Raw genomic sequence first — 23,345 nt, forward strand, 5'->3', positions numbered from 1 at the left:
TTTTGCGTTCTGTTTGACTCAACAGAAGACTTAAATCGCTTCGGTCCGCGTGTTCAACCAAGCCAGTGCCGCGCCGCTGACCAAGGGAGCCAGCCGCGCGCGCACCTCGGCGTGATAGCTGTTCAGCCAGGCGATCTCATCGGCTTGCAGCAGGTCCAAGTCGATGCAACGGGTGTCGATGGGGCACAGGGTCAGGGTTTCAAAAGCCAGCATGGCGCCGAAAGCACCGCGCTCTGGCGTTGGCTTGGCCACATTGAGCACCAGGTTCTCGATCCGCACACCCCAAAGGCCGGGGCGGTACATGCCGGGTTCGATGGAGGTGATCATGCCGGGCTCCATGGCCATATGCGCGTCGGGCACGGCCTTGGAGATGCTTTGCGGGCCTTCATGCACATTCATGAAGTAACCCACGCCATGGCCGGTGCCATGGCCGTAGTCCATGCCATGGGCCCACATGGGGGCGCGGGCCAGGGCGTCCAGCATGGGGCTCAAAGTGCCTTGCGGGAAGACGGCGCGGGAGAGGTTCAGCGTGCCCTTGAGCACCAGGGTGTAGTCGCGCTTTTGCGCGGCGCTGACATTGCCTATGGGCCAGACCCGGGTGATGTCGGTGGTGCCGCCCAGGTATTGGGCGCCGGAGTCGATCAGCAGCAGGCCGTTGCCCTCGATCACCGCATGCGAGTCGGCCGAGGCGCGGTAGTGCGGCATGGCGCCATTGGCATTGAAGCCGGCAATGGTGGGGAAGGACAGGCCCACAAAGCCGGGGCGTTTGGCGCGTGCGGCACTGAGCTTCTCGTCGATGGTGATCTCGGTGATGCGCTCCTTGCCCAGGGCTTGCTCGAACCAGGCATAGAACTCGCACATGGCCGCACCGTCTTGCGCCATGGCTTCGCGCACGAACTCGGCTTCGGCGGCGGTCTTGCGGCTCTTGGCCAAGGTGCTGGGGTTGATGGCCTCGCGCACCGTGGCTTGTGCGCTCACGGCCTCACGCAGGCCCAGGGTGACGCGGCGGGGGTCCATCAGCACACGGGCGCCGGCGGGCAGGGCGGCCAGGGCGGCGGGGGCTGCCGAGTAGGCGGCCAGCTTGACGCCGTCGGCCAGCAGCCGGGCTTGCAGCTCGGCGCTCACCTTGCCTTCGGCCAGGAAGATGGTGGCCTCGCTGGCGCTTAGCAAGGCGTGCGCCACAAAGACTGGGTTGTAGTCCACATCGGCGCCGCGCAGATTGAAGAGCCAGGCCACATCGTCCACGCTGGAGATGAAGTGATGGGTTTGGCCCTGGGCGGCAAAGGCAGCGCGCACATGGGCCAGTTTGTCGGCACGGCTGACGGTGGCTTGCGGCGGCAGATGTTCATAGATCGCTGCGGCGGGCAGTCCGGGGCGGCCCTCCCAGACGGCCTCGATCAGATCGGTGTCGGTGCGCAGCTGGATGCCGGCCAGGTTCATGGCCGTGCGCAGCTGCTGGGCCAGGGCCAGGCCCAAGACTTGACCGTCCACCGCCAGGGTCTGGCCGGCCTGGAGTTGGCCGGCGATCCATTCGATGAAATGCGTGGCGGCGCCGGTGGGGATTTTTTGCAACTCGATGCCGGTGCCGGCCAGCTCGGCCTCGGCTTGGGTCCAGTAACGCGTGTCGGCGAAGACGGCGGCGCGGTCCAGGGTGACGACCAAGGTGCCGACCGAGCCGGTGAAGCCGGACAGCCATTGGCGAGCCTGCCAGCGCTCGGGCAGGTATTCGGACAGATGCGGGTCGGCGGAGGGCACCAAGCAGGCGTGCAGGCCTTGTGCCTTCAGGGCGTCGCGCAGCTTCTCGATACGCAGGGTGATGGTGGAAGTGCGGGAATCCATGGCTAAAAGCTCCGTCAACACGATCTTGAATGCCGCCCGGCATCTTGGGCCAGGGGCTGCTTGCGCGCCCGAGACCGGTGGGACTCGGGGTTTTGAATGCCTGCGGATTGTAGGCGGCGGCCGCGCTCTGGCCCCGGCGCGAGGGCTTTGCGGACAAGTTCCAAAGCCAGCTGGCCGCCCTCAGCCGCGCGGCAGGCGCAGCTCGAACAAGGCGCCACCCTGGCCGTGATTGTGGGCGGTGATGCTGCCGCCGTGGGCATTCATGATCTTGCGGCAGATGGCCAGGCCCAGGCCGGTGCCGCCCGAGCCGTCCTTGGTCAGCGAGCCCTGGACGAAGGGGGCAAAAATGCTTTCCAGCTCGGTGGCCGGAATGCCGGGGCCCTGGTCGTGCACGCTCAGGGCGATGCCTTGCTCGTCCTTCAGGGCTCGAATGTCCACGCTGCTTTCGGGGGGCGAGTAGCGCAAGGCGTTGTCCAGCACATTGCGCAGGGCTTGCTGCAGGCGTTCGGCGTCAACGGCGGCTTGCAAGCCCTCGTCCTCGATATGCAGGCGCAGCTGCACCTTGCGCGACCTGGCCATGGCTTGCATATCGTTGACCACGTTTTGAATCAGGGGTCTGAGGTTTTGCTTGATCAGGCTCAGATGGCCGACCGGGCTTTCCAGGCGGGACAGATCCAGCAAATTGTTGACCAGCTCCAGCATGCGATGACCGGCCGCAAAAATGCGGTTGAACATGCCGTGCAGGCGCGGTGTGTCCTCGCTGCGGCTGAGGCCGATTTCGGCAAAGCCGATGATGCTTTGCAGCGGCGTGCGCAGCTCATGGCTCATATTGGCGACGAACTCGGTCTTGATATTGTTGGCCAGCTCGGCCGCATCGCGAGCTTCGCGGATCTGCTGCTCGGCCTCGATGAAACGGCTGATGTCGATGGCGCTGCCCACCACGCCGGCGGGCTGGCCGCGGCCGTCGGAGAACACGGTTTTGTGCGTCAGCAGGCAGCGCTCGCGTTCGCGTACCTCCATGTGCTCGCTGCCGCCACTGGCCAGCAGGCGCAGGTCCAGCGCCTCCACCGGGCCCGAAATGGCGGGCGGTTTGACCTCGCTGAGCTTGCGGCCCAGGGCGATGTGCTTGTCCACCCCGGTCATCTCGGACCAGGCCTGGTTGACCATCACAAAGCGCAGGGCCGTGTCCTTGGCAAAGATGGGGATGGGGCAGACGTCGATCATGCGGGCGGTGAAGTCCAGCTGGGCTTGCAGGCGCTCGCGGGCGTCCTCGCGTTCGGTCACATCGATGGCAAAGCCCACATAGCCGCCCAGGCTGCCGTCGGCTTCCTTGATGGCGGTGACACTGACCTCCAGCACTCTTTGGCGCCCACCGTGTGAGGCCAGGCGCAGGGCGATGGGCAGGTTCAAGAAGCCGCTGGCGCTGCGAAACAGGCTGCGGGCCTTGGCATGGTCGCGCGGCTCGATCAGGGATTCAAAGGGCTTGCCCAGCACCGGCAGGCCATCCTTGCCGCCCAGAAACGTGCCATGGTTGACGAATTGCAGCACGCCCTCGGTGTCGGTGCGGAACATCAGCTCCTGCACGTTTTCGATCAAGAGACTTTGCTCGCGCTCCTTGGTGGCCAGGCTGCGGTGGGCGGACTCCAGCTCGCTGCGCGACTGGTCATAGGCCGAGAGGGCGCGCCAGGCAAACGTGCCCAGGGCCAGCATCAAGGCCAGGCCGCAGAGCAGGGCCAGGCCCACCGCCTGCACGACGCTGCGCAAGTGGACCCACAGCATGGCTTGGGGCAGCTCCACCACAATCACCCAGGGGTAGTTGGTGGTGAGGCGGTAGCTGCCCAGGCTGTCTTGTGAGTTCAGTCCGCGCGCCTGGTAGCTGCCGCTTTCCAGGCTGGGCAGATGCTGGCTGAAGATCAGGTGCTGCTCAAAGCGCTGGCCGGTGCTCAGCTTGAGCTCGGCGCTGCCGGCAATCAGCTGGCCGTCCAGGCTGAGCAGGGCGCCGGTCTGGTCGGTGCTGCCCAACTGGCTTTCAAACACCTTGGAGAAATAGTCGGGGTTGAGCGTGGCCACCACAAAGCCTTGGCGCCCGTCCTCGCCCAGGGTTTGGGTCAGGGGAATGTAGAACTGCGAGGCGCTGAGATAGATGGAGTTGCCCGAGGACTGGCTGGGCAGAGGGTTGGCGGCGGGCCTGGGGCCGGCGTCGCCCAGGTCGCGGCCGACCTGCAAGCTGCCCAGGCCGCCCAACAAGGTGTTGGATGGGGTCTTGAGCCGCTCCAGCGGCAGCTGCAGACCCACATTGCCGCTATTGCTGCTAGCCAAGACCAGGCCGTGCGGGTCCAGCAAGGAGAAGCTGCGCACAAAAGCCATGCTGGCCAGGGGCTGGCGCAGCAGCTGGCCGATATTGTCTTGCCAGGCGGCGCTGTGGGGCAGGCTCAGGCCGCCCTTGTTTTGCAGCTCATGGTCCAGATTGCGAGCCAGAGCGCTCAGCGCTTGCTCGACCGCGGCCACGGTTTGATTGGTCTGCCACTCCAGCGTCTTGGCATAAAGCTGAGCCTGCTCGCGCGCTGCGTTCTGGGCCTGTTTGTGCGAGAGCCACAACATCCCTAAGGCCAGCATCAAGAGCATCAGGATCAAGCAGGCCGTGCCCCAAACCGCCACCCGGGCATTGACCCAGGCGGGCAGGCTACGGCTCGCAGGCGAGGGCGGGGAGCTGCTGGCCGGCGCAGGGTTGAGCAGGGCGGAGGACTTGAAAAAACTCCTCAACGCAGCGCTGGATTGCAGTGCTTCGCTGGGGGTGGGTTTGGCCGAGTCCGTCAATTGCGCACCATGATTTCGCTCAGTCGGTACTTCTGCGCCGCGGCCGCCAGGCGGCCGTCTTTCTTGATGTCCGCCACAAAGCGGTCCACCCGAGCCAGCCAGCCGGCGTCGCCGGGCTTGACGGCGTAGGCGTAAGGCATGGGCGAGATGGGGCTGGGCGGGCTCAGGCGGCGCAGCCAGTCATTGGTTTCCAGCAGGCGCTGGCTGTAGGGGAAGTCGGTCATGAAGACATCGACCCGACCGGCCTCCAACTCCATCTCATTGGTTTGTGGCGGGCTGATCTGCACCAGCTGGGCCTGTTTGAGCCAGGCCGCCATCACCGGCGCGATAAAGCTGGCTGCCGGTGCCGCGACCTTGACGCCGGGTTTGTCGATATCGTCCCAGCTTTTGATCACCCGGCTGTAGCGGGTGGTGAGGGCGTAGATATCGGTCTTCAGATAGGGCGCGCTGAAGCTCAGCCGTGCCTGGCGCTGGGGGGTGACGCCGATGCCGAACATGGCGATGTCGCAGCGGTCCTTCAGCAGATCGTCGATGAAGCGAGCGTAATTGGTCTCCACATACTCCAGCTTGGCGTCGAGGTCCTTGGCGAAGGCGGCCGACAGATCGATATCGATGCCGCTGAGTTTTTGCGTTCGGGGGCTGCGATGGCTGATGCCCACATAACCGGGCCAGATGCAGACCCTGACGCTATGCCTTTGTAAAACCCGCTGCGAGACCTCGCCTGCCTGTGCTTGGGGAGCCAGCAGCAGGCTGGTGAGGCCGAGGCTGCCGCCAAGCAGGCGGCCAAGCGCCTTGCGCAGCGCAAGACCACGGCGCCTGAGTGGCGGGCTGGCAGCTGGATCGGACCCTGACAAATGCATCGCGTCTTCCTCACCATGACCTCTTGCGAGGCGAGATCGAGCTCGCTGCGGCCGGGGCGCGGAACGGGATGAAAAGACCAGGGCGCTCCAAGCCAACGTGCCGGGGCGCTGCCATCGAAAGACCCGCCCTTGCTGCAGGACTTTATAGCAGATGCCCGCGCCGGCAAGTCGGGATTGGCGGGCTTGCCACAGCTATTTCACAGCTCGGTGCGCAGGGCCCACAGTTCGGGGAAGAGCACCACGTCCAACATCTTGCGCAGATAGCCCACGCCCGAGGTGCCGCCGGTGCCGCGCTTGAAGCCGATCACCCGCTCTACCGTCGTGACATGACGGAAGCGCCAGAGCCGGAAAGCGTCTTCCAGGTCCACCAATTCCTCGCCCATCTGATACAGATCCCAATGCGCTTGAGGATCGCGGTAGACCTGCAGCCAGGCTTGCTTGACGCCCTCGTCGGCCAGGCGCGGCTGGGTCCAGTCACGTTCCAGGGCCTGAGCGGGAACCTGGATGCCACGGCGGGCCATCAGTTTGAGGGTTTCGTCGTAGAGCGAGGGCGCGCGCCAAGCGGCCTCCACCTCGGCCAGCAAGTCGGGCCGGTGGGCGTGTGGCCCCAGCATGGCCGCATTCTTATTGCCCAGCATGAACTCGATGCGGCGGTACTGGGCGCTCTGGAAGCCGCTGCTATTCGACAGATAGGGTCGAATGGCCGAGTACTCGGGCGGCGTCATCGTCGCCAGCACATCCCAGGCATGGACCAGCTGCTCCATGATTTTGGAGACCCGGGCCAGCATCTTGAAGGACTCCGGCAGCTGATCCGCCGCCAGCTTGGCCACGGCGGCCTGCAACTCATGCAGCATTAGCTTCATCCACAGCTCCGAGGTCTGATGCTGGACGATGAAAAGCATCTCGTTGTGCTCGGGCGAGAGCGGCTTCTGGGCCGAGAGAATTTGGTCCAGCTGCAGATAGTCGCCGTAGCTCATATCGCTGGAGAAGTCGAGCTGGGCGCCTTCTTCAAGCACGATGTTTTCTGGATGGTGGGGGCAGCTCATGTCACTTGGCCTTTCTGGGCGAATTGGGGGGCACGCCATTCCTCTTTTTGGAGGACCTGGACCAGATGCTCGACGGCATCAAACACATCGACAAAGCCGAGGTAGAGCGGGGTGAAGCCGAAGCGCAGGATGTGCGGGGTGGCGGCCAGATCGCTCGGGTCGCCGGCGCGGAAGTCGCCGATCACGCCACGCGCGATCAAGGCCTGGACCACGGCATAGCTGGCGTCCTGCAGCTCGGGCACCAGGCTCAGGCAGACCTGGCTGCCGCGCTGGCGCGCGTCGCGCGGCGAGGCGAGCAGCACGCCCAAAGCGCCGCAGCGGGCCTCGGCCAGTGCGATGAAGAGTTCGGTTAGCGCGATGGACTTGGCGCGCAAGGCGGCCATGCCGCCCAAGGGTTCGGCGGCCAGCACGGTGTCCACCCCGCATTCCAGCGCGGCCAAAGACAGCAGGGCGGGTGTGCCGCAGATATAGCGCTTGATGCCGGGGGCGGGTTGGTAGTCCGTCGTGAACTGGAAAGGCGCGGCATGGCCCAACCAGCCCGACAAGGGCTGCTGGGCCCGCGCCACATGGCGGGGGTGAACCCAGACAAAGGCCGGGGCGCCGGGGCCGCCGTTCAAATACTTGTAGCCGCAGCCGATGGCGAAGTCGGCGTCCGCAGCGTTCAAGTCCACCGGCACCGCGCCGGCCGAATGGGCCAGATCCCAGACCACCAGGGCGCCGGCCGCATGGGCGGCCTGGGTCAGGGTCGCCATCTCGTGCTTGTAGCCCGTGCGGTAATTGACCTCGGTCAGCATCAGCACCGCCAGATCCTGGTTCAGGCAGGCGGGGATGTCTTCCACGCGGTCCACCAAATGCAGGCGAGCGCCGAACTGCTCGGCCAGGCTTTGGGCGATGTAGAGATCGGTGGGGAAGTTGCTGCGCTCGGAGACGATCACCTTGCGCTCGGGCGCGTCTTGTTGCACTAAGCGCAGAGCCGTAGACAAAACCTTGTAGAGATTGAGTGAGGTCGAGTCGGCCACGATCAGCTCGCCCGGGCGGGCGCCGACCAGGCGGGCGATCTTGTCGCCGATGCGGCTGGGCAGATCGATCCAGCCGGCGGTGTTCCAACTTTTGATCAGATCCTGGCCCCATTCGCGCTGGATCACCTCTTGCACGCGGCCCAGGGTGGCGCGCGGCAGCACGCCCAGGGAATTGCCGTCGAGGTAAATCACGCCGGCTGGCAGATCGAACTGCGACTTCAGTTCGCGCAGCGGGTCTTCTTGATCGCGTACTTCGCAGTCTTGGCGGGTGGTGCTCATATCGGGCCTCTTTTCTTAGATTTTGCGAAGGACGGCGCGCACCGGGGAGGCGCAGGCACCGGCCAGTTTGAGGGGCAGGGCGATCAGCTCGTAATCGCCCTCGGGTACATCGTCCAGCACCAGGTTCTCCAGCACGCGCAGATTCAGCGTTCGCAGCTGCTGATGGCTTAGCAGGCTTTTGCTCTCCGCCGGGTCTACCGAGGGCGTGTCCAGGCCTATCAGGCGCACCCCCTGGGCCGCCAACCAGGCCACGGTCTCGGGGGCGTAGGCGCTGAAAGCGGGGTCCCAGACCTCCTTGGCCTTCTCATTGCAGCGCACCAGCACCCGAGGCGGTAGACCCGTGCCTAGCGCGTGCTGCAGATGTTCAATCTGTATCAGCGGGCCGCAGCCTATGGCGTGGATGACGCGGCAAGGGCCGAGGTAAGCATCCAACTCGACCTCGGCCGCACTTGCGCCGCCAGCGGCGTAATGCAAGGGCGCATCGGCGTGCGCCCCCACATGGGGTGACATGGTCAGAGCGCTGAGGTTGACGGGGCATTCCGGCGAAAGCGTAGCCGTCCAGCGTAGGGCATAGGGCTCGTCGCCGGGGAAGATGGGCGATTGGGGCGAAACAAGCGGGGAGATGTCCCAGAGTCTTGGGCTGGCGGGCTTGTTGGCGAGGTTCATAAAAGCTCCTGAATCCGTTCGCTTGCTTGGGTAAATCAGCGATGGGAGCGCACCATAGCAAGGCTTGGCGGGCCGTGGTGTCGGTTAATCCCAACAGGAAATTCGGCTTGGCGAAAAAGCGGCTGGGCTTGATTGTTGTGCGGGAAAGTCCCGACCGCAAGCTCTGGCAAATTTAGTTGACGTCTAAACTATCCAGACCTAAAGTGCATCGCATGGCAGCACAAAAAACCTGTGCTGCTCGGCGATTGATGGAGATTGACTCATGCGCATCACCTGTATCGGCGGCGGCCCCGCCGGCCTGTATTTCGCCCTGCTGATGAAGCAGCAAAACCCTGCCCACCAGATCACCGTGCTGGAGCGCAACAAGCCGGGTGACACCTTTGGCTGGGGTGTGGTCTTCTCCGACCAGACCCTCACGGCCATGCGCGAGGCCGATCAGAAGACGGCAGACGAAATCCTCACCGCCTTCAACCACTGGGACGATATCGAGGTGCATATCGAGGGCCGCACGCTGCGCTCAGGCGGCCATGGCTTTTGCGGCATCGGCCGTATGAAGTTGCTCAATATTCTGCAAGCCCGCTGTGTGGAGCTGGGCGTGGACCTGCGCTATGAATGCAATGTCGACGACGACGAGGGTCTGGACGCTGATCTGATCATCGCCTGCGACGGCCTCAACAGCCGCTTGCGCCAAAAGTACACCGCCACCTATCAGCCCGATATCGATCTGCGCCAGAACCGTTTTGTCTGGCTGGGCACCAGCCGCTTGTTCGAGGCCTTCACCTTCGACTTCCAGAAGACCGAGTTCGGCTGGTTCCAAGCCCACGCCTACCGCTTTGACGAGCACACCTCCACCTTCATCGTCGAAGCGCCGGACGCCGTCTGGCAGGCCGCCGGCCTTGAGGCCATGAGCAAGGAAGACAGCATCGCTTTTTGCGAGAAGCTGTTTGCCAAGGTGCTGGACGGCCACAAGCTCGTTTCCAACGCCGCCCATCTGCGCGGCTCGGCGCAGTGGATTCGCTTCCCGCGTGTGGTCTGCAAGAACTGGGTGCATCACAACGGGCGCGCACCGGTTGTGCTGATGGGTGACGCCGCCCACACCGCGCATTTCTCCATCGGCTCGGGCACCAAGCTGGCCTTTGAGGACGCCATCGCCCTGGCCAAGGACATGGCGGCCCATCCCGGCGATCTGCAAGCGGCCCTGGATCACTACCAGGCGACGCGCTCCATCGAGGTCTTGCGCATCCAGAACGCGGCGCGTAACTCCACCGAGTGGTTTGAGAACGTGGAACGCCATGCGCGCTTGGCGCCCGATCAGTTTGCCTATTCCTTGCTGACCCGCTCGCAACGCATCTCGCACGAGAACCTGCGCCTGCGCGACGCGGCCTATGTGGCGGCCTTTGAGCAATGGCTGGCGGCGCAGAGTGGTATCGCGGCGCCCAAGCCGGTGCCGCCCATGTTCACCCCCTTCAAGCTGCGCGGGTTGAGGCTGAAGAATCGCGTCGTGGTCTCGCCCATGGCCCAGTACTCCTGTGTGGACGGCCTGCCCGGCGACTACCACCTGACGCATCTGGGCGCCCGCGCCCTGGGTGGTGCCGGCCTGGTGTTCGCCGAGATGACGGCGCCTTCACCCGACGGCCGCATCACCCCGGGCTGCCCCGGGCTCTATACCGACGCGCAGGGTCAAGCCTGGCGCCGCATCGTGGATTTCGTCCACGCCCATAGCTCCGCCAAGATCGCGATGCAGCTGGGTCATTCCGGTGCCAAGGGCTCGACCCGCCTGGGCTGGGAGGGCATAGACCAGCCGCTTGAGAGCGGCAACTGGCCGCTGATCTCGGCCTCCAGCCAGCAGTATCTGGAGGGCGTCAGCGATGTTTCTCGCGCGATGACCAGAGCCGATATGGACCGGGTGCTGGCCGAATTCTGCGCCGCCACCGAGCGTGCCGCCGCCGCTGGTTTCGATTGGCTGGAGCTGCACTGCGCCCATGGTTATTTGCTGTCTAGCTTTATCTCCCCACTGACCAATCACCGTGAAGACGAGTACGGCGGCAGTCTGGAGAATCGTCTGCGTTACCCGCTTGAGGTCTTCCGCGCCATGCGCCGCTTGTGGCCAGCCGAGCGGCCCATGTCGGTGCGCATCTCGGCGCACGACTGGGTGGCGGGCGGCACCACGCCCGAGGATGCGGTGCTTATCGCGGCGGCCTTCAAGGCGGCGGGGGCGGATCTGATCGATGTGTCCTCCGGCCAGGTCAGCAAGCTGGAGAAGCCGGTCTACGGCCGCATGTGGCAGACGCCGTTTTCCGAGAGCGTTCGCAACCGCGTGGGCATTGCCACCATGGCGGTGGGGGCGATCTCGGAGGCCGATCATGTCAACAGCATCATCGCGGCCGGCCGTGCCGATCTCTGCGCCATCGCCCGGCCCCATCTGGCCAATCCGGCCTGGACGCTGAGCGAGGCGGCGCGCATCGGCTATGCTGGGCCGCAAGGTCTCGATTGGCCGCGTCAATACCATGCGGGCAAGCAGCAGATGGAGCGGGAGTTTGAACGCCAGCGTGCAAGTTCTGCTCAGGCCGGCGGCCTGAGCGCGCTGGAGCAGGCGAACAAGGCGCTGGGCGTATGACTGCGGGGATGAGCGAGTCGAGAAGCTTGCAAGGCCTGCATGCCGCGGTGACCGGTGGCGGCAGCGGCATCGGCGCGGCGATTGCGCTCGGCCTGCTGCAGGCCGGGGCGCGTGTCACCCTCATGGGCCGCAGCGCCGAACGCCTGCAGGCGCAGGCCGAGTTGTTGGGCGAGCAGGGGGCGGTGGCCATTCAAACCGTGGATGTGAGCGATGAGGCCTCGGTGGAGCAGGCCTTCGCGCCCTTTGCCAATGGGTCTTTTGGTCCGGTCGACATCCTTGTCAATAACGCGGGTCAGGTGCAGACCGCGCCTCTGCAGCGCACCAGTCTGGCCTTGTGGAATGAGATGCTGGCCGTCAATTTGACCGGCACTTTTCTCTGCAGCCGCCAGGTCTTGCCCGCCATGCTGGAGCGCGGCCATGGCCGCATCATCAATGTGGCCAGCACGGCGGCGCTGACGGGATATGCCTATGTCGCCGCCTATTGCGCGGCCAAGCATGGGGTCCTGGGCCTGACCCGGGCCATGGCGCTGGAAGTGGCCAAGCGCGGCGTGACGGTCAACGCCGTTTGCCCTGGCTACACCGAGACCGACATTTTGAGCCGTGCCGTGGACACGGTGGTGAGCAAGACCGGCCGCAGCGCCGAAGTAGCCCTGGCGGGTTTTGCCGCCAGCAATCCGCAAGGCCGCTTGGTACAGCCCGAGGAAGTGGCGAACGCGGTGTTGTGGCTGGCGCAGAAGGGCAGCTCAGCCATGAACGGCCAAGCCATCGCCGTCTGCGGCGGGGAGTTGATGTAATGGATGCTGTCGAGCTAGGCCCGGACCTGGAATCACGCGTGCAAGGCCAGGATCACCAGGCCTTGCGTTTGTGGCTGCGCCTGCTCAGCTGTACCACCCGGGTAGAGGGCGTGATACGCAAGCGCCTGGCGCAAGACTTCGCCACCACCTTGCCGCGCTTTGACCTGCTGGCTCAGCTGGAACGGCATCCGCAAGGCCTGTCCATGCGGGAGTTGTCCAAGCGCTTGATGGTGACCGGCGGCAATATCACTGGCATCACCGATCAGCTGGAGGCTGAAGGGCTTGTCTTGCGTGATGCCCACCCCAGCGATAGGCGTAGTTTTTCGGTCAAACTCACGCCCCTTGGTCGACGCCAGTTCAAACGCATGGCCAGCACGCATGAGCAGTGGGTGTTGGAGCTGCTGGGGGGGTGGTCGGCCGAGCAGCAAGAGCAGGTCCATGGCCTGCTGGCTGATTTGAAGCAACATTTGGGAGCCTTGGAGGCGGCGGCGCAGCAAGAACTGCAGCAGCCACTCAAACCGTCGACCAAGGCCCGGACAAGAAGGAAACAACAAGCATGAACACTCCTATCGGCCGAGCCATGGACGCCCATTTGAGCGGCGGCAATCAACGCAGCCTGCAGGGTTTTGCGCCCCAGCACTTCGCCTGGGAACAGCGTGGCGCGGTGGGCGTGATCACGCTGAACCGGCCCGAGCGCAAGAACCCGCTGACCTTTGAGAGCTATGCCGAGTTGCGCGATCTCTTTCGCACGCTCAGCTATGTGGACGAGGTGCGCGCCATCGTCGTCCAGGGTGCGGGTGGCAATTTCTGCTCCGGCGGCGATGTGCACGAGATCATCGGCCCTTTGACGAAGATGAGCATGCCCGATCTGCTGGCCTTCACCCGCATGACGGGTGATCTGGTCAAGGCGATCCGGGCCTGCCCCCAACCGGTGATTTCGTCCATCGACGGTGTCTGCGCTGGCGCCGGTGCCATCATCGCCATGGCCTCGGACCTGCGCGTGGGCACGGCCCGCAGCAAGACGGCGTTTTTGTTCACCCGCGTCGGCCTGGCCGGCTGCGATATGGGGGCTTGCTCCCTCCTGCCTCGCATCATCGGCCAGGGCCGCGCCTCCGATCTGCTTTACAGCGGCCGCAGCCTGGGCGGCGAAGAGGCCTTGGCCTGGGGTTTTCTGAACCGCCTGGTCGAGGCCGAGGCGGTGTTGGAGAACAGCGTTCAATGGGCCCAGGAGATTGCCGCCGGCCCTAGCTTTGGCCATGCCATGACCAAGAAGATGCTGCATCAGGAATGGGCCATGGGGGTGGACGAGGCGATCGAGTCCGAGGCCCAGGCGCAGGCGATTTGCATGATGACGCAGGACTTCCATCGCGCCTACCACGCTTTTGTGGCCAAGCAGCGGCCCGAGTTCAAGGGGGACTGATTCATGAGTTCCATGCATCTGAAACATCTTGAATGGCCATTCTTCGAGGAGCGCCACCGCGTCCTGGCCCAAGAGCTGGAGGCCTGGTGCCAAGCCCATTTGCAAGATCCCGCCCACGGCGCGGATGTGGATGCCGAGTGCATCCAGCTGGTCAAGCACTTAGGCGAGGGCGGCTGGCTCAAGCACGCCATCGCGGGCCAGGCCCTGGGCGGGGCGGCGGAGGCGATCGACACCCGATCAATTTGCATCTTGCGTGAGACCTTGGCGCGTTGTCACGGCCTGGCGGATTTCGCCTTTGCCATGCAAGGCCTGGGTTCGGGGGCGATTTCACTGGCCGGCACCGCCGCTCAACGCGAGCGTTATCTGCCACGGGTGGCACGAGGCGAGGCCTTGGCGGCTTTTGCTCTCTCTGAGCCGCAGGCCGGCTCGGACGTGGCGGCTATGCAATGCAGCGCGAGCGAAGACGGCGATGCTTATCTGCTGAATGGTGAGAAGACCTGGATCTCCAATGGCGGTATTGCGGATTTCTATGTCGTGTTTGCGCGGACGGGTGAAGCTCCTGGTTCACGTGGCATCAGTGCCTTTATCGTCGATGCCGGGATCCCCGGTTTCGAGATCGCCGAGCGCATCCAGGTGATCGCGCCCCATCCCCTGGCCCGCCTCAGGTTCACCAATTGCCGGGTGCCCAAGTCGCAAATGATCGGCGCGGGCGGCGAGGGCTTCAAGATTGCTATGCGCACCTTGGATGTGTTCCGCACCTCGGTCGCGGCCGCGTCCCTGGGCTTTGCGCGTCGCGCCTTGCAAGAGGGTTTGGCTCAGGCCAAGAGCCGCGCCATGTTTGGCGCCACGCTGGCCGATCTGCCCCTGAGTCAGGCCAAGCTGGCCGATATGGCGTGCACGGTGGATTCCTCGGCCTTGCTGGTTTACCGCGCTGCCTGGCAGCGTGACCAGGGCCAGAACGTGACCCGCGAAGCCGCCATGGCCAAGTTGATGGCGACCGAGGGCGCGCAGCGGGTGATCGATTCGGCCCTGCAATTGCATGGCGGGCGCGGGGTGCAGAGCGGGGAGATTGTGGAGTCGCTGTACCGGGAGATTCGGGCCTTGCGGATTTATGAGGGAGCGAGTGAGGTGCAGCAGCTCATCATTGGACGCGACTTGTTGAAGAACAGTTGAAGAAGGCCAGCCATGAGTGATACAGCCCATATCGATACATTCGCCAGAGACAATCTGCCGCCCAAAGATCAGTGGCCCGAGCTGATCTTTGAGCTGCCGGAGCTGCAATTCCCGGAGCGGCTCAATTGCGCTTATGAATTGCTGGACCGATGGGTTGAGCGGGGCCAAGGCGAGCGCCTGTGCATCCAGGGTGTCGACGTGAGCTGGACCTATGCGCAGCTGCAGGCCCAGGCGAACGCCATTGCCCATGTGCTGGTCGAGGACCTGGGTGTGCGCCCCGGCAACCGGGTGCTGCTGCGCGGTGCCAACTCACCCCAATTGGCGGCCTGCTGGTTTGCGATTCAAAAAGCGGGGGCCATCGCCGTGGCCACCATGCCCTTGCTGCGGGCCAAGGAGTTGAGCCAAATCCTCGACAAGGCCCAGGTCAGCCATGCCTTGTGCGATGAGCGCTTGAGCGAGGAATTGCTGGCGGCGCAGGGCCAGAGCCCCACGCTGAAGTCGGTCTGCCTGTATCACAGCGCCGCGCCCGAGGGCCTGGAGGCGCGCGCTGCCACCAAGCCCAGTCAGTTCAGCAATGTGGACACCGCGGCCGATGACTGCTGCCTCATCGCCTTCACCTCGGGCACCACCGGTGCGCCCAAGGGCTGCATGCACTTTCACCGCGATGTGATGGCGATCTGCCGCTGCTGGCCGCCGCATGTGTTGAAGCCTCAGGCCGACGATGTCTTCATCGGCAGCCCGCCGCTGGCCTTCACCTTTGGTCTAGGAGGGCTGGTGCTCTTCCCCATGACCGTGGGTGCCTCCACCGTGCTGCTGGAAAAGGCCTCGCCCGATGCCTTGCTGCCCGCAATTGCCAAGTACCGCGCCACCGTCTGTTTCACCGCGCCTACCTCTTACCGCGTCATGGCGCCTCAGGTGGGGCAACACGACTTGAGTAGTCTGCGCAAATGCGTCAGCGCCGGGGAGGCCTTGCCAGCGGCCACCCGCGCGCTGTGGAAGGAGGCGACAGGCATCGAGTTGATCGACGGCATCGGCGCGACCGAGTTGCTGCACATCTTTATTTCGCATGACGAGGCCCATGCCAAGCCGGGAGCCACCGGCAAGCCGGTGCCGGGCTACCGGGCCTGTGTTCTGGACGAAGAGGGTCAGGTCTTGCCTGCCGGCCAGGTCGGCCGCCTGGCCGTCAAGGGCCCGACCGGTTGCCGCTACCTAGCCGACCCGCGCCAACAAGCCTATGTGCTGAAGGGTTGGAACCTGACCGGCGACGCCTATCTGCAGGACGATGAGGGTTACTTCGTCTACCAGGCGCGCACCGATGACATGATCATCTCGGGGGGCTACAACATCGCCGGTCCGGAGGTGGAGGCAGCCCTGCTTTTGCACCCGGCCGTGGCGGAATGTGGCGTGGTGGGGCAGCCCGATGAAGCGCGGGGGCAGATCGTCAAGGCCTTTGTCGTCTTGCGGCCCGGCCATGCGGCCGACGCTGCGATGGTCAAGACCTTGCAGGACTTTGTGAAGGCCCAGGTGGCGCCTTACAAATACCCGCGCGCCATCGAGTTCTGCAGCCAGCTACCGCGCACCGAGACGGGTAAATTGCAGCGCTTCCGTTTGCGCACCCAGCAGTCCCAATGAGTTCAATTTCATCCCAGGCTAGGAGAGACGAATGAAGACCGCATCCACCGCAAAGCACCCCGTCGTTTTGAGTTTGAGCGCTTTGGCCATGAGTCTCTTGCTGAGCGCTGCGCCCGCCCAGGCGGCCGACAAGATCAAGGTTGGCTTGCTGAGCACGCTGTCCGGCCCCGGCGCCGGCTTAGGCGTGGATATCCGCGATGGCTTTGCCCTGGCGCTAAAGCACAGCGGTGGCAAATTCGGCGGCCTGCCGGTGGAACTGATCACGGCGGACGATCAACAAAACCCCGAGGTCGCCAAACAGACCTCGGACCGCTTGATCAAGCGCGACAAGGTTGACTTCATGACCGGCATCGTGTTCTCCAATCTGATGTTGGCCGTAGGCCCCAGCGTGTTTGCCAGCAAGACGCCCTTCGTCAGCGCCAATGCCGGGCCCTCGCAATACGCGGGCGAGCAATGCAACCCCTTCTTCTTCAATGTGGCCTGGCAGAACGACAATGTGCACGAGGCCATCGGCAAGACCATGACGGACAAGGGCTTCAAGAAAGTCGTGATCCTGGCGCCCAACTATCCGGCCGGCAAGGATGCTGCCGCCGGCTTCAAGCGTTACTACAAGGGCGAGGTGGTGGAGGAGATCTTCACCAAGCTGGGTCAGCTGGACTATGCGGCCGAGTTGGCGCAAGCCCGGGCCGCCAAACCCGACGGCATGTATATCTTCCTGCCCGGCGGCATGGGCATCAATTTCATCAAGCAGTTTGTGGGCGCGGGTTTGTCCAAAGACATCACCTTGTTCGGCCCCGGCACCTCGGCCGATGAGGACGTGATCAAGGCCGTGGGCGAGCCCATGCTGGGCATGTTCAATAGCTCGCAATGGGCGCACGACCTGGACAACGCCGCCAACAAAAAATTTGTGGCCGACTTCCAGAAGGACTACGGCCGCCTGCCCTCCATGTTCGCCGCCCAAGGCTATGACGCGGCCCTGCTGATGGACGCCGCCGTGAGGGACGTCAAGGGCAAGGTGGAAGACAAGCCCGCGCTCTTGAAGGCCTTGAAAGCCGCCAAGTTCACGTCCATCCGAGGCAATTTCAAGTTCAATAACAACCAGTTCCCCGTTCAGGACTATTACCTGCGCGTCATCACCAAGGACGGCCAAGGCCGGGTGACCAACAAGACCCTGGGCAAGATCTTCAGCAACCATGCGGATGCCTACGCCGCATCTTGCAAGATGCAGCAGGTGCAATGAACTGGATCTTGATCACCGAGCAGGCCCTCAACGGCCTGCAGTTTGGCCTGATGCTATTCCTGCTGGCCGCGGGCTTGACCCTGGTCTTCGGCATCATGGACATGATCAATCTGGCCCATGGCTCACTCTATATGGTGGGCGCCTATCTGGCGGCCGCCACGGCGCAGGCGACCGGCTCCTTCACTTTGGCCGTGCTGGCGGCCTTGGGCGGCACGGCGCTGTTTGGCATGCTTTTGGAGCTGACCCTTTTGCGGCGGCTCTATCAGCGCGACCATCTGTCCCAGGTGCTGGCCACCTTTGCCCTGATCCTGATCTGCAACGAGGGTGTGCGCATGATCTGGGGTGAACAGCCCATGATGCTGAACACGCCGGCCGCGCTGTCCGGCCCGGTGGAGTTGCTGCCGGGACTGTTTTATCCTGCCTATCGCCTGCTCATCATCGCGGTGGGCTTGGGTGTGGCGGCCTTGCTCTTTGTGCTGGTGACGCGTACCCGCATCGGCATGTGGGTGAGGGCGGGGGCCTCCAACCGGCCCATGGCCATGGCCATGGGGGTCAATACTGGCCGCTTGTTCACCCTGGTGTTTGGCTTTGGCGCGGCCTTGTGCGCGCTGGCGGGCTCGCTCTTGGGCCCCTTGCTGGCGGTGCAGGTGGGCATGGGTGAGAGCATCTTGATTCTGGCCTTTGTGGTCATCGTCATCGGTGGTATCGGCTCGATTCGTGGGGCCCTGGTGGGTGCCTTGCTGGTGGGCCTGGTGGACACCTGCAGCCGCGCCTTGCTGCCCGCGCTGCTGCGCCAGGTGGCATCGGCCGATGTGGCCAGCAATCTGGGCCCGGCCCTGGCCTCCATCCTGATCTATGTGCTGATGGCGGCGGTCTTGTTCTGGAAACCGGCGGGCCTGTTCCCGGCACGCGGATGAGCGCCATGCCTGCGTCGATTCATCACCGCGGCCTGGGCGTGTGGGCCTGGGGGCTCTTGCTGTTGCTGGCTTGCTTGCCGCCCTTGCTGAGCGCGCTGGGCATGGAGTTCTATCTGGGCGTGCTGAGTCGGGTGCTGATCTTTGCCATTGCCGCATCCAGCCTGAACCTGATCCTGGGCTTTGGCGGCATGGTCAGCTTTGGTCATGCAGCTTTTGTGGGCCTGGGCGCCTACACAGTGGGCATCCTGGCCGAGGCGGGTGTCGTGCAGGCCTGGGTTGCCTGGCCGCTGGCCATGCTGGTGAGCGCACTGGCCGCCGCCTTGATTGGGGTCATCAGCCTGCGCACCCGGGGTGTCTACTTCATCATGATCACCCTGGCGTTTGCCCAGATGTTTTACTACCTGATGGTGTCGCTGAAGGCCTATGGCGGGGAAGACGGCCTGCCCCTGTCACAGCGCTCCCTGGCGCCGGGTTTGGACTTGCAAAACGATGCGCAGTTCTTTTGGCTGATTCTGGCCCTTGGCGCCCTGGTGATGGCCGCGCTGCAGCGATGGGTCAATTCTCCGTTCGGTCAAATCCTGCAAGGCATCAAAGAGAACGAGCAGCGCATGAGCGCCGTCGGCAGCCCGGTGTTCGCCGTGCAATGGCAGGCATTCGTGCTGGCCGGCGCGCTGGCAGGGCTGGCGGGCGCCTTGCTGGCCAATCTGAATGGCCTGGTCACACCGCATATGCTGCATTGGTCGCAATCGGGCCAGCTGCTCATCATGCTGATCATCGGCGGTGCCGGTGCGCTCTGGGGTGGGGCGCTGGGCGCGGCGGTTTTGCTGCTGCTGGAGGAGCTGCTGTCGGGCTACACCTTGCATTGGCAGATGGTGCTGGGCGTCCTGCTTCTCTGCGTCGTCCTGTTCGCACACAAGGGTCTGGCAGGCCTGGTCGTAGCCCGCAAGCGAGGAGCCAAACATGAGTAACGCTCAGCCCTTGCTGAAGATAGAAGGCTTGGTCAAGCGCTTTGGCGCGCTGGCCGCCACCGACAACGCTTCCTTCGAGGTGAGGGCGGGCGAGGTCCATGCCTTGATCGGCCCCAATGGCGCTGGCAAAACGACCTTGATCCATCAGATCTCGGGCGCTTTGAAGCCCGATGCTGGTCGCATCCTTTTCGAGGGGCAAGACCTGACCCTCAAGCCCATGGCCGCGCGGGTGAGGGCGGGCTTGGTGCGCTCCTACCAGATCACCAGCATCTTCAAGAGCTTCAGCGTGCTGGACAACCTCTGCCTGGCCGTGCAGGCCCGCCGCCCCGGTTGGCCCAGCTTGTGGCGGCGCGCTGCTGCCGATGCGGCTTTGCGTGATGAGGCCCAAGCCTTGCTGGCCCGCATCGGCTTGGCGGCTTCTGCGCAGCGGCAGGCGGGTTCACTGGCTCACGGCGAGCAGCGGCAATTGGAGCTGGGCCTGGCCCTGGCCGCGCGGCCGCGCCTGCTGCTGCTGGACGAACCCATGGCCGGCATGGGGCCGGATGAATCGGAGCGCATGGTGACGCTGTTGCAATCGCTGCGCCAAGAAGTGACCCTCTTGCTGGTGGAGCACGATATGGACGCGGTGTTCCGCCTGGCCGATCGCATCTCCACCCTGGTGTTTGGCCGGGTGATCGCCAGCGGCACGCCGGATGAGATCCGGGCCCACCCCGAGGTCAAGAAAGCCTATCTGGGGGATGAGGAAGCGATGGAGTCTGCGTTGTGAGCGCATTGCTGGAAGTGACGGGACTCGAAGCTGCTTACGGTAGCAGCCAAGTTCTCTTTGGTCTGGACCTGACGATTCAATCCGGTGAGGTGGTGACGCTGCTGGGCCGCAACGGCATGGGCAAGAGCACGACGCTTCGCTGCCTGACCGGCTGGATGAAGCCCAAGGCTGGGCAGATCCGCTTTTGCGGCGAGCTGGTCAATGCTTGGTCGGCCGACCGCATTGCGCGCTTGGGGCTGGCCATCGTGCCCGAGGGGCGGCAGGTTTTTCCGAATCTGTCGGTGCGCGAGCATCTGCAGGCGTTTGCTGCCAATCGCAGCGGGGCGCAGCAGCCCTGGGATGTGGAGCGGGTGTTCGATTTGTTCCCGCGCTTGCGCGAGCGCGCTGGAAACATGGGCAATCAGCTCTCGGGTGGTGAGCAGCAGATGCTGGCCATAGGCCGGGCGCTGGTGACTAACCCGCGTCTGATGATTTTGGACGAGGCCAGCGAGGGCCTGGCCCCGCTGATCCGTGAGGAAATCTGGCGCTGCCTGAAGGTCTTGCGTGAGTCGGGGCAGACGATTCTGGTGGTGGACAAATACGTCAAACGCCTGATCCGCCTGGCCGATCACCATCACATTCTGGAGCGCGGGCAAATGGTCTGGACCGGGGATTCCGCCGCCCTGGACGCCGACCACGCGCTCTGGCATCGCTATCTCGGTGTTTGAATAAAAAATGGCAGCAACTGACTTTGTATTTGAGCGGCAAGAACTGGTGCGCTTCGGGCATTGCGACCCGGCGGGCATCGTCTTTTACCCGCGCTATTTTGAGATGCTCAATGCCCTGGTGGAAGACTGGATCAGCCAGGGCCTGGGCGTGGACTATGCGCAGCTGCTGGGCCCGCGCCGCGTTGGCCTGCCCAGCGTGAGTTTGGCTGCCGACTTCAAACGCATCAGCCGCATGGGCGATGTGTTGCGCCAGCGCCTGGCCATCGCCAAGCTGGGCCGGACTTCCTTGGCCCTCAGTATTTCTTTTGACGGGGAAGATGGCCAGCGTGTGGCCTTCGAGCAGGTGCTGGTTTGCACCTCGCTGGAGACGCACAAGCCCCAGCCTTTTCCCGATGATTTGCGCGCCGCGCTGGAGCTTGCGGCGCAGCAGCAGGAGTAGAACCCCCATGACAACAAGCAGCAGTAACTCTTCATCTTTACCTTCATCCAAACAGATCCTGCAGCCCGCCGGCTGGGCCGCTCCGCGCGGCTATGCCAATGGGGTGGCGGCCACTGGGCGACAGGTTTTTGTGGCCGGCCAGATCGGCTGGAACGCTGCTTGCCAGTTCGAGAGCGAGGACTTCATCGCGCAAGTGCGCCAGACCCTGCTCAATATCAAGGCCGTGCTGGCCGAGGCCGGCGCCGAGCCCAAGCACATGACCCGCATGACCTGGTACCTGACCGACAAGCGCGAGTACCTCGCGCGTGGCCGCGAGGTGGGTGCCGTCTACCGCGAGGTCTTGGGCAGCGAGTACCAGATCGCCATGACGGCGGTGCAGGTTGTGGCCTTGATGGAAGACCAAGCCAAGGTGGAGATCGAGGTCACGGCCGTTGTTCCGGAGTGAACACGAGGCTAGCGCTGCACTGAATTACCATTGAGTTACTAGGAGACAAAACAATGAGCAAAGCATCTTTTCACTGGGACGATCCGCTGCTGTTGAATGAGCAGCTCAGCGACGATGAACGCATGGTGCGTGACGCGGCCGCCAGCTATTGCCAAGAGCGCTTGGCGCCGCGTGTGTTGGAGGCCTTCCGCCACGAGCGCACCGATCTTGAAATCTTCCGCGAGATGGGCGAGATTGGCCTGCTAGGCCCCACCATCGCACCTGAGTACGGCGGCCCCGGCCTCAACTACGTGGCTTACGGCCTGATCGCCCGCGAGGTGGAGCGGGTGGATTCTGGCTATCGCTCCATGATGAGCGTGCAAAGCTCGCTGGTGATGGTGCCCATCAACGAGTTCGGCAATGAAGCCACCAAGCAAAAGTATCTGCCCAAGCTGGCCACCGGCGAGTGGATCGGCTGCTTTGGCCTGACCGAACCCAATCACGGTTCTGACCCTGGCTCCATGGTCACCCGCGCCAAGAAAGTGGCGGGCGGTTACAGCCTCAGCGGCGCCAAGATGTGGATCACCAACAGCCCGGTGGCCGATGTGTTTGTGGTCTGGGCCAAGGACGACGAAGGTGCCATCCGTGGCTTTGTGTTGGAGAAGGGCTGGAAGGGCCTGAGCGCCCCCGCCATCCATGGCAAGGTGGGCCTGCGCGCATCGATTACCGGCGAGATCGTGATGGACGAAGTGTTCTGCCCCGAGGAGAACGCCTTCCCCGATGTGCGCGGCCTGAAGGGCCCGTTCACCTGCCTCAACAGCGCCCGCTACGGCATCGCCTGGGGGGCCTTGGGCGCGGCCGAAGACTGCTGGCACAAGGCCCGTCAATACACCCTGGATCGCAAGCAATTCGGCAAACCCCTGGCCGCCAATCAGCTGGTGCAAAAGAAGCTGGCCGATATGCAAACCGAAATTACTCTGGGCCTGCAAGGCTGCTTGCGCTTAGGCCGCATGAAGGACGAAGGCACGGCCGCGGTGGAGATCACCTCCATCATGAAGCGCAATAGCTGCGGCAAGAGCCTGGACATCGCTCGTACCGCGCGCGACATGCTGGGCGGCAACGGCATCAGCGACGAGTTCGGCATCGCCCGCCACCTGGTGAATTTGGAGGTGGTCAACACCTATGAGGGCACGCACGATATTCATGCGCTGATTCTGGGCAGGGCGATGACGGGGATTGCGGCTTTTTAGGCTTGGGGGGCAGACCGCCCGGAGCGAGCGCAGCGAGCGGAATCGCTCTGACGCTGCACAGGCAAGTCGGAAGGCTTGGCTCGGCTGCCGAAGGCCTTGCCACGATACTGGTGGCAAGGCTGACCCCAACTGAGTGAGCGGGACTCAATGCCGCTCATGCGTTCTCAAGTGTGAAGGGGTTGGACAACGAGCCGAACGCCAAGGGCCGCACAGACCTTGCTGATGGTGTCAAACCTGGGTTGCGAATCTGCACGCAGTGCTTTGTAGAGCGCCTCGCGAGCGATGCCTGAGGCTTTCGCAATCTCGGTCATGCCCCGTGCCCGCGCAATGTCCCCCAAGGCCGCCGCCAGCAAGGCAGGATCACCAGCTTCCATCACGTCGGTCAGGTAGGCTGCAACAGCTTCCTCCGAGTCGAGGTAAGGAGTTGCATCAAACTCCGGTAGTTCGCTCACTTTTGTACGCTTGCTCATCT

Annotated in this window: 21 protein-coding genes; 14 read left to right on the forward strand and 7 right to left on the reverse strand. The window is 64.0% G+C overall.

Going from position 1 to position 23,345, the window contains the following annotated elements; all coding sequences use genetic code 11:
- Positions 1-30: 30 nt before the first annotated feature.
- The 6 genes from DBR47_RS22625 to kynB form a co-directional block, all read right to left on the reverse strand.
- On the reverse strand, positions 31-1,839 hold the full coding sequence (locus DBR47_RS22625; RefSeq protein WP_124454394.1) for an aminopeptidase P family protein: 1,809 nt from the start codon (positions 1,837-1,839) through the stop codon (positions 31-33).
- Positions 1,840-2,019: 180 nt separating this feature from the next.
- A complete protein-coding gene (locus tag DBR47_RS22630; protein ID WP_124454396.1) occupies positions 2,020-4,656 on the reverse strand; it encodes an ATP-binding protein in 2,637 nt (878 codons plus the stop codon).
- Positions 4,653-5,516 carry an ABC transporter substrate-binding protein gene (locus tag DBR47_RS22635; protein ID WP_124454398.1) on the reverse strand — a complete coding sequence of 288 codons (864 nt, stop codon included), beginning with the start codon at positions 5,514-5,516 and terminating at the stop codon, positions 4,653-4,655. Before DBR47_RS22635 ends, DBR47_RS22630 begins: the two co-directional genes overlap by 4 nt.
- A 197-nt stretch (positions 5,517-5,713) precedes the next feature.
- Complete coding sequence (kynA, locus tag DBR47_RS22640; RefSeq protein WP_124454400.1) at positions 5,714-6,562, reverse strand: tryptophan 2,3-dioxygenase; 849 nt, start codon at positions 6,560-6,562, stop codon at positions 5,714-5,716.
- Positions 6,559-7,860, reverse strand: coding sequence for a kynureninase (gene kynU, locus DBR47_RS22645; protein ID WP_124454402.1), 1,302 nt, complete (start codon positions 7,858-7,860; stop codon positions 6,559-6,561). Before kynU ends, kynA begins: the two co-directional genes overlap by 4 nt.
- Before the next feature lie 15 nt (positions 7,861-7,875).
- Positions 7,876-8,526 (reverse strand): arylformamidase, encoded by a 651-nt coding sequence (kynB, locus tag DBR47_RS22650; protein WP_124454404.1) that lies wholly within the window; start codon positions 8,524-8,526, stop codon positions 7,876-7,878.
- A gap of 262 nt (positions 8,527-8,788) precedes the next feature.
- On the opposite strand from kynB, the gene DBR47_RS22655 reads away from it, so the two are divergent.
- From DBR47_RS22655 to DBR47_RS22720, 14 genes are read left to right on the forward strand one after another with little or no spacing between them, the layout of a single operon-like run.
- On the forward strand, positions 8,789-11,143 hold the full coding sequence (locus tag DBR47_RS22655; RefSeq protein ID WP_124454406.1) for a bifunctional salicylyl-CoA 5-hydroxylase/oxidoreductase: 2,355 nt from the start codon (positions 8,789-8,791) through the stop codon (positions 11,141-11,143).
- An 8-nt stretch (positions 11,144-11,151) separates the two neighbouring features.
- Positions 11,152-11,937, forward strand: coding sequence for an SDR family NAD(P)-dependent oxidoreductase (locus tag DBR47_RS22660; protein ID WP_124454408.1), 786 nt, complete (start codon positions 11,152-11,154; stop codon positions 11,935-11,937).
- Complete coding sequence (locus tag DBR47_RS22665) at positions 11,937-12,497, forward strand: MarR family winged helix-turn-helix transcriptional regulator (protein ID WP_124454410.1); 561 nt, start codon at positions 11,937-11,939, stop codon at positions 12,495-12,497. Before DBR47_RS22660 ends, DBR47_RS22665 begins: the two co-directional genes overlap by 1 nt.
- The gene (locus tag DBR47_RS22670) at positions 12,494-13,357 is read left to right on the forward strand and encodes an enoyl-CoA hydratase family protein (RefSeq protein ID WP_231512460.1); all 864 of its coding nucleotides are present in this window, start codon (positions 12,494-12,496) and stop codon (positions 13,355-13,357) included. The genes DBR47_RS22665 and DBR47_RS22670 overlap by 4 nt, the downstream gene beginning before the upstream one ends.
- A 12-nt stretch (positions 13,358-13,369) precedes the next feature.
- Positions 13,370-14,530 carry an acyl-CoA dehydrogenase family protein gene (locus DBR47_RS22675; protein ID WP_124454466.1) on the forward strand — a complete coding sequence of 387 codons (1,161 nt, stop codon included), beginning with the start codon at positions 13,370-13,372 and terminating at the stop codon, positions 14,528-14,530.
- A 12-nt stretch (positions 14,531-14,542) separates the two neighbouring features.
- Entirely contained in the window at positions 14,543-16,162 is a 1,620-nt protein-coding gene (locus DBR47_RS22680) for a benzoate-CoA ligase family protein (protein ID WP_124454412.1), read from the forward strand.
- Between the two features lie 31 nt (positions 16,163-16,193).
- Positions 16,194-17,402 carry an ABC transporter substrate-binding protein gene (locus DBR47_RS22685; protein ID WP_124454414.1) on the forward strand — a complete coding sequence of 403 codons (1,209 nt, stop codon included), beginning with the start codon at positions 16,194-16,196 and terminating at the stop codon, positions 17,400-17,402.
- Positions 17,399-18,319 carry a branched-chain amino acid ABC transporter permease gene (locus DBR47_RS22690; RefSeq protein ID WP_124454416.1) on the forward strand — a complete coding sequence of 307 codons (921 nt, stop codon included), beginning with the start codon at positions 17,399-17,401 and terminating at the stop codon, positions 18,317-18,319. Before DBR47_RS22685 ends, DBR47_RS22690 begins: the two co-directional genes overlap by 4 nt.
- Positions 18,320-18,324: 5 nt before the next feature.
- Positions 18,325-19,287, forward strand: coding sequence for a branched-chain amino acid ABC transporter permease (locus tag DBR47_RS22695; protein ID WP_124454468.1), 963 nt, complete (start codon positions 18,325-18,327; stop codon positions 19,285-19,287).
- Positions 19,280-20,053: an ABC transporter ATP-binding protein gene (locus DBR47_RS22700; protein ID WP_124454418.1), complete on the forward strand. Its 774-nt coding sequence runs from the start codon at positions 19,280-19,282 to the stop codon at positions 20,051-20,053. The genes DBR47_RS22695 and DBR47_RS22700 overlap by 8 nt, the downstream gene beginning before the upstream one ends.
- Positions 20,050-20,760: an ABC transporter ATP-binding protein gene (locus DBR47_RS22705; protein WP_370454947.1), complete on the forward strand. Its 711-nt coding sequence runs from the start codon at positions 20,050-20,052 to the stop codon at positions 20,758-20,760. The genes DBR47_RS22700 and DBR47_RS22705 overlap by 4 nt, the downstream gene beginning before the upstream one ends.
- 46 nt (positions 20,761-20,806) lie before the next feature.
- Positions 20,807-21,199 (forward strand): acyl-CoA thioesterase, encoded by a 393-nt coding sequence (locus DBR47_RS22710; RefSeq protein WP_370454948.1) that lies wholly within the window; start codon positions 20,807-20,809, stop codon positions 21,197-21,199.
- 7 nt (positions 21,200-21,206) lie between these two features.
- On the forward strand, positions 21,207-21,644 hold the full coding sequence (locus tag DBR47_RS22715) for a RidA family protein (RefSeq protein WP_124454422.1): 438 nt from the start codon (positions 21,207-21,209) through the stop codon (positions 21,642-21,644).
- A gap of 53 nt (positions 21,645-21,697) precedes the next feature.
- A complete protein-coding gene (locus DBR47_RS22720) occupies positions 21,698-22,873 on the forward strand; it encodes an acyl-CoA dehydrogenase (RefSeq protein WP_124454424.1) in 1,176 nt (391 codons plus the stop codon).
- A gap of 164 nt (positions 22,874-23,037) precedes the next feature.
- On the opposite strand, the gene DBR47_RS22725 is transcribed toward DBR47_RS22720, so the two are convergent.
- Positions 23,038-23,343, reverse strand: a complete 306-nt coding sequence (locus DBR47_RS22725; RefSeq protein ID WP_124454426.1) for an addiction module antidote protein — start codon at positions 23,341-23,343, stop codon at positions 23,038-23,040.
- Between the last annotated feature and the right edge of the window lie 2 nt (positions 23,344-23,345).

Source organism: Paucibacter sp. KBW04 (assembly GCF_003852425.1).
GTDB lineage: Bacteria > Pseudomonadota > Gammaproteobacteria > Burkholderiales > Burkholderiaceae_C > Paucibacter_A.

What these genes read in the sequence shown, in the direction of transcription:
- DBR47_RS22700 (WP_124454418.1), top strand. Translation starts at nt 19,280, where the DNA reads ATGAGTAACGCTCAGCCCTTGCTGAAGATAGAAGGCTTGGTCAAGCGC.
- DBR47_RS22625 (WP_124454394.1), bottom strand. Translation starts at nt 1,839, where the DNA reads ATGGATTCCCGCACTTCCACCATCACCCTGCGTATCGAGAAGCTGCGC.
- DBR47_RS22725 (WP_124454426.1), bottom strand. Translation starts at nt 23,343, where the DNA reads ATGAGCAAGCGTACAAAAGTGAGCGAACTACCGGAGTTTGATGCAACT.
- DBR47_RS22695 (WP_124454468.1), top strand. Translation starts at nt 18,325, where the DNA reads ATGCCTGCGTCGATTCATCACCGCGGCCTGGGCGTGTGGGCCTGGGGG.
- DBR47_RS22715 (WP_124454422.1), top strand. Translation starts at nt 21,207, where the DNA reads ATGACAACAAGCAGCAGTAACTCTTCATCTTTACCTTCATCCAAACAG.
- DBR47_RS22635 (WP_124454398.1), bottom strand. Translation starts at nt 5,516, where the DNA reads ATGCATTTGTCAGGGTCCGATCCAGCTGCCAGCCCGCCACTCAGGCGC.
- kynA (WP_124454400.1), bottom strand. Translation starts at nt 6,562, where the DNA reads ATGAGCTGCCCCCACCATCCAGAAAACATCGTGCTTGAAGAAGGCGCC.
- DBR47_RS22685 (WP_124454414.1), top strand. Translation starts at nt 16,194, where the DNA reads ATGAAGACCGCATCCACCGCAAAGCACCCCGTCGTTTTGAGTTTGAGC.
- kynU (WP_124454402.1), bottom strand. Translation starts at nt 7,860, where the DNA reads ATGAGCACCACCCGCCAAGACTGCGAAGTACGCGATCAAGAAGACCCG.
- DBR47_RS22655 (WP_124454406.1), top strand. Translation starts at nt 8,789, where the DNA reads ATGCGCATCACCTGTATCGGCGGCGGCCCCGCCGGCCTGTATTTCGCC.
- DBR47_RS22660 (WP_124454408.1), top strand. Translation starts at nt 11,152, where the DNA reads ATGAGCGAGTCGAGAAGCTTGCAAGGCCTGCATGCCGCGGTGACCGGT.
- DBR47_RS22665 (WP_124454410.1), top strand. Translation starts at nt 11,937, where the DNA reads ATGGATGCTGTCGAGCTAGGCCCGGACCTGGAATCACGCGTGCAAGGC.
- DBR47_RS22690 (WP_124454416.1), top strand. Translation starts at nt 17,399, where the DNA reads ATGAACTGGATCTTGATCACCGAGCAGGCCCTCAACGGCCTGCAGTTT.
- DBR47_RS22680 (WP_124454412.1), top strand. Translation starts at nt 14,543, where the DNA reads ATGAGTGATACAGCCCATATCGATACATTCGCCAGAGACAATCTGCCG.
- DBR47_RS22675 (WP_124454466.1), top strand. Translation starts at nt 13,370, where the DNA reads ATGCATCTGAAACATCTTGAATGGCCATTCTTCGAGGAGCGCCACCGC.
- DBR47_RS22670 (WP_231512460.1), top strand. Translation starts at nt 12,494, where the DNA reads ATGAACACTCCTATCGGCCGAGCCATGGACGCCCATTTGAGCGGCGGC.
- DBR47_RS22720 (WP_124454424.1), top strand. Translation starts at nt 21,698, where the DNA reads ATGAGCAAAGCATCTTTTCACTGGGACGATCCGCTGCTGTTGAATGAG.
- kynB (WP_124454404.1), bottom strand. Translation starts at nt 8,526, where the DNA reads ATGAACCTCGCCAACAAGCCCGCCAGCCCAAGACTCTGGGACATCTCC.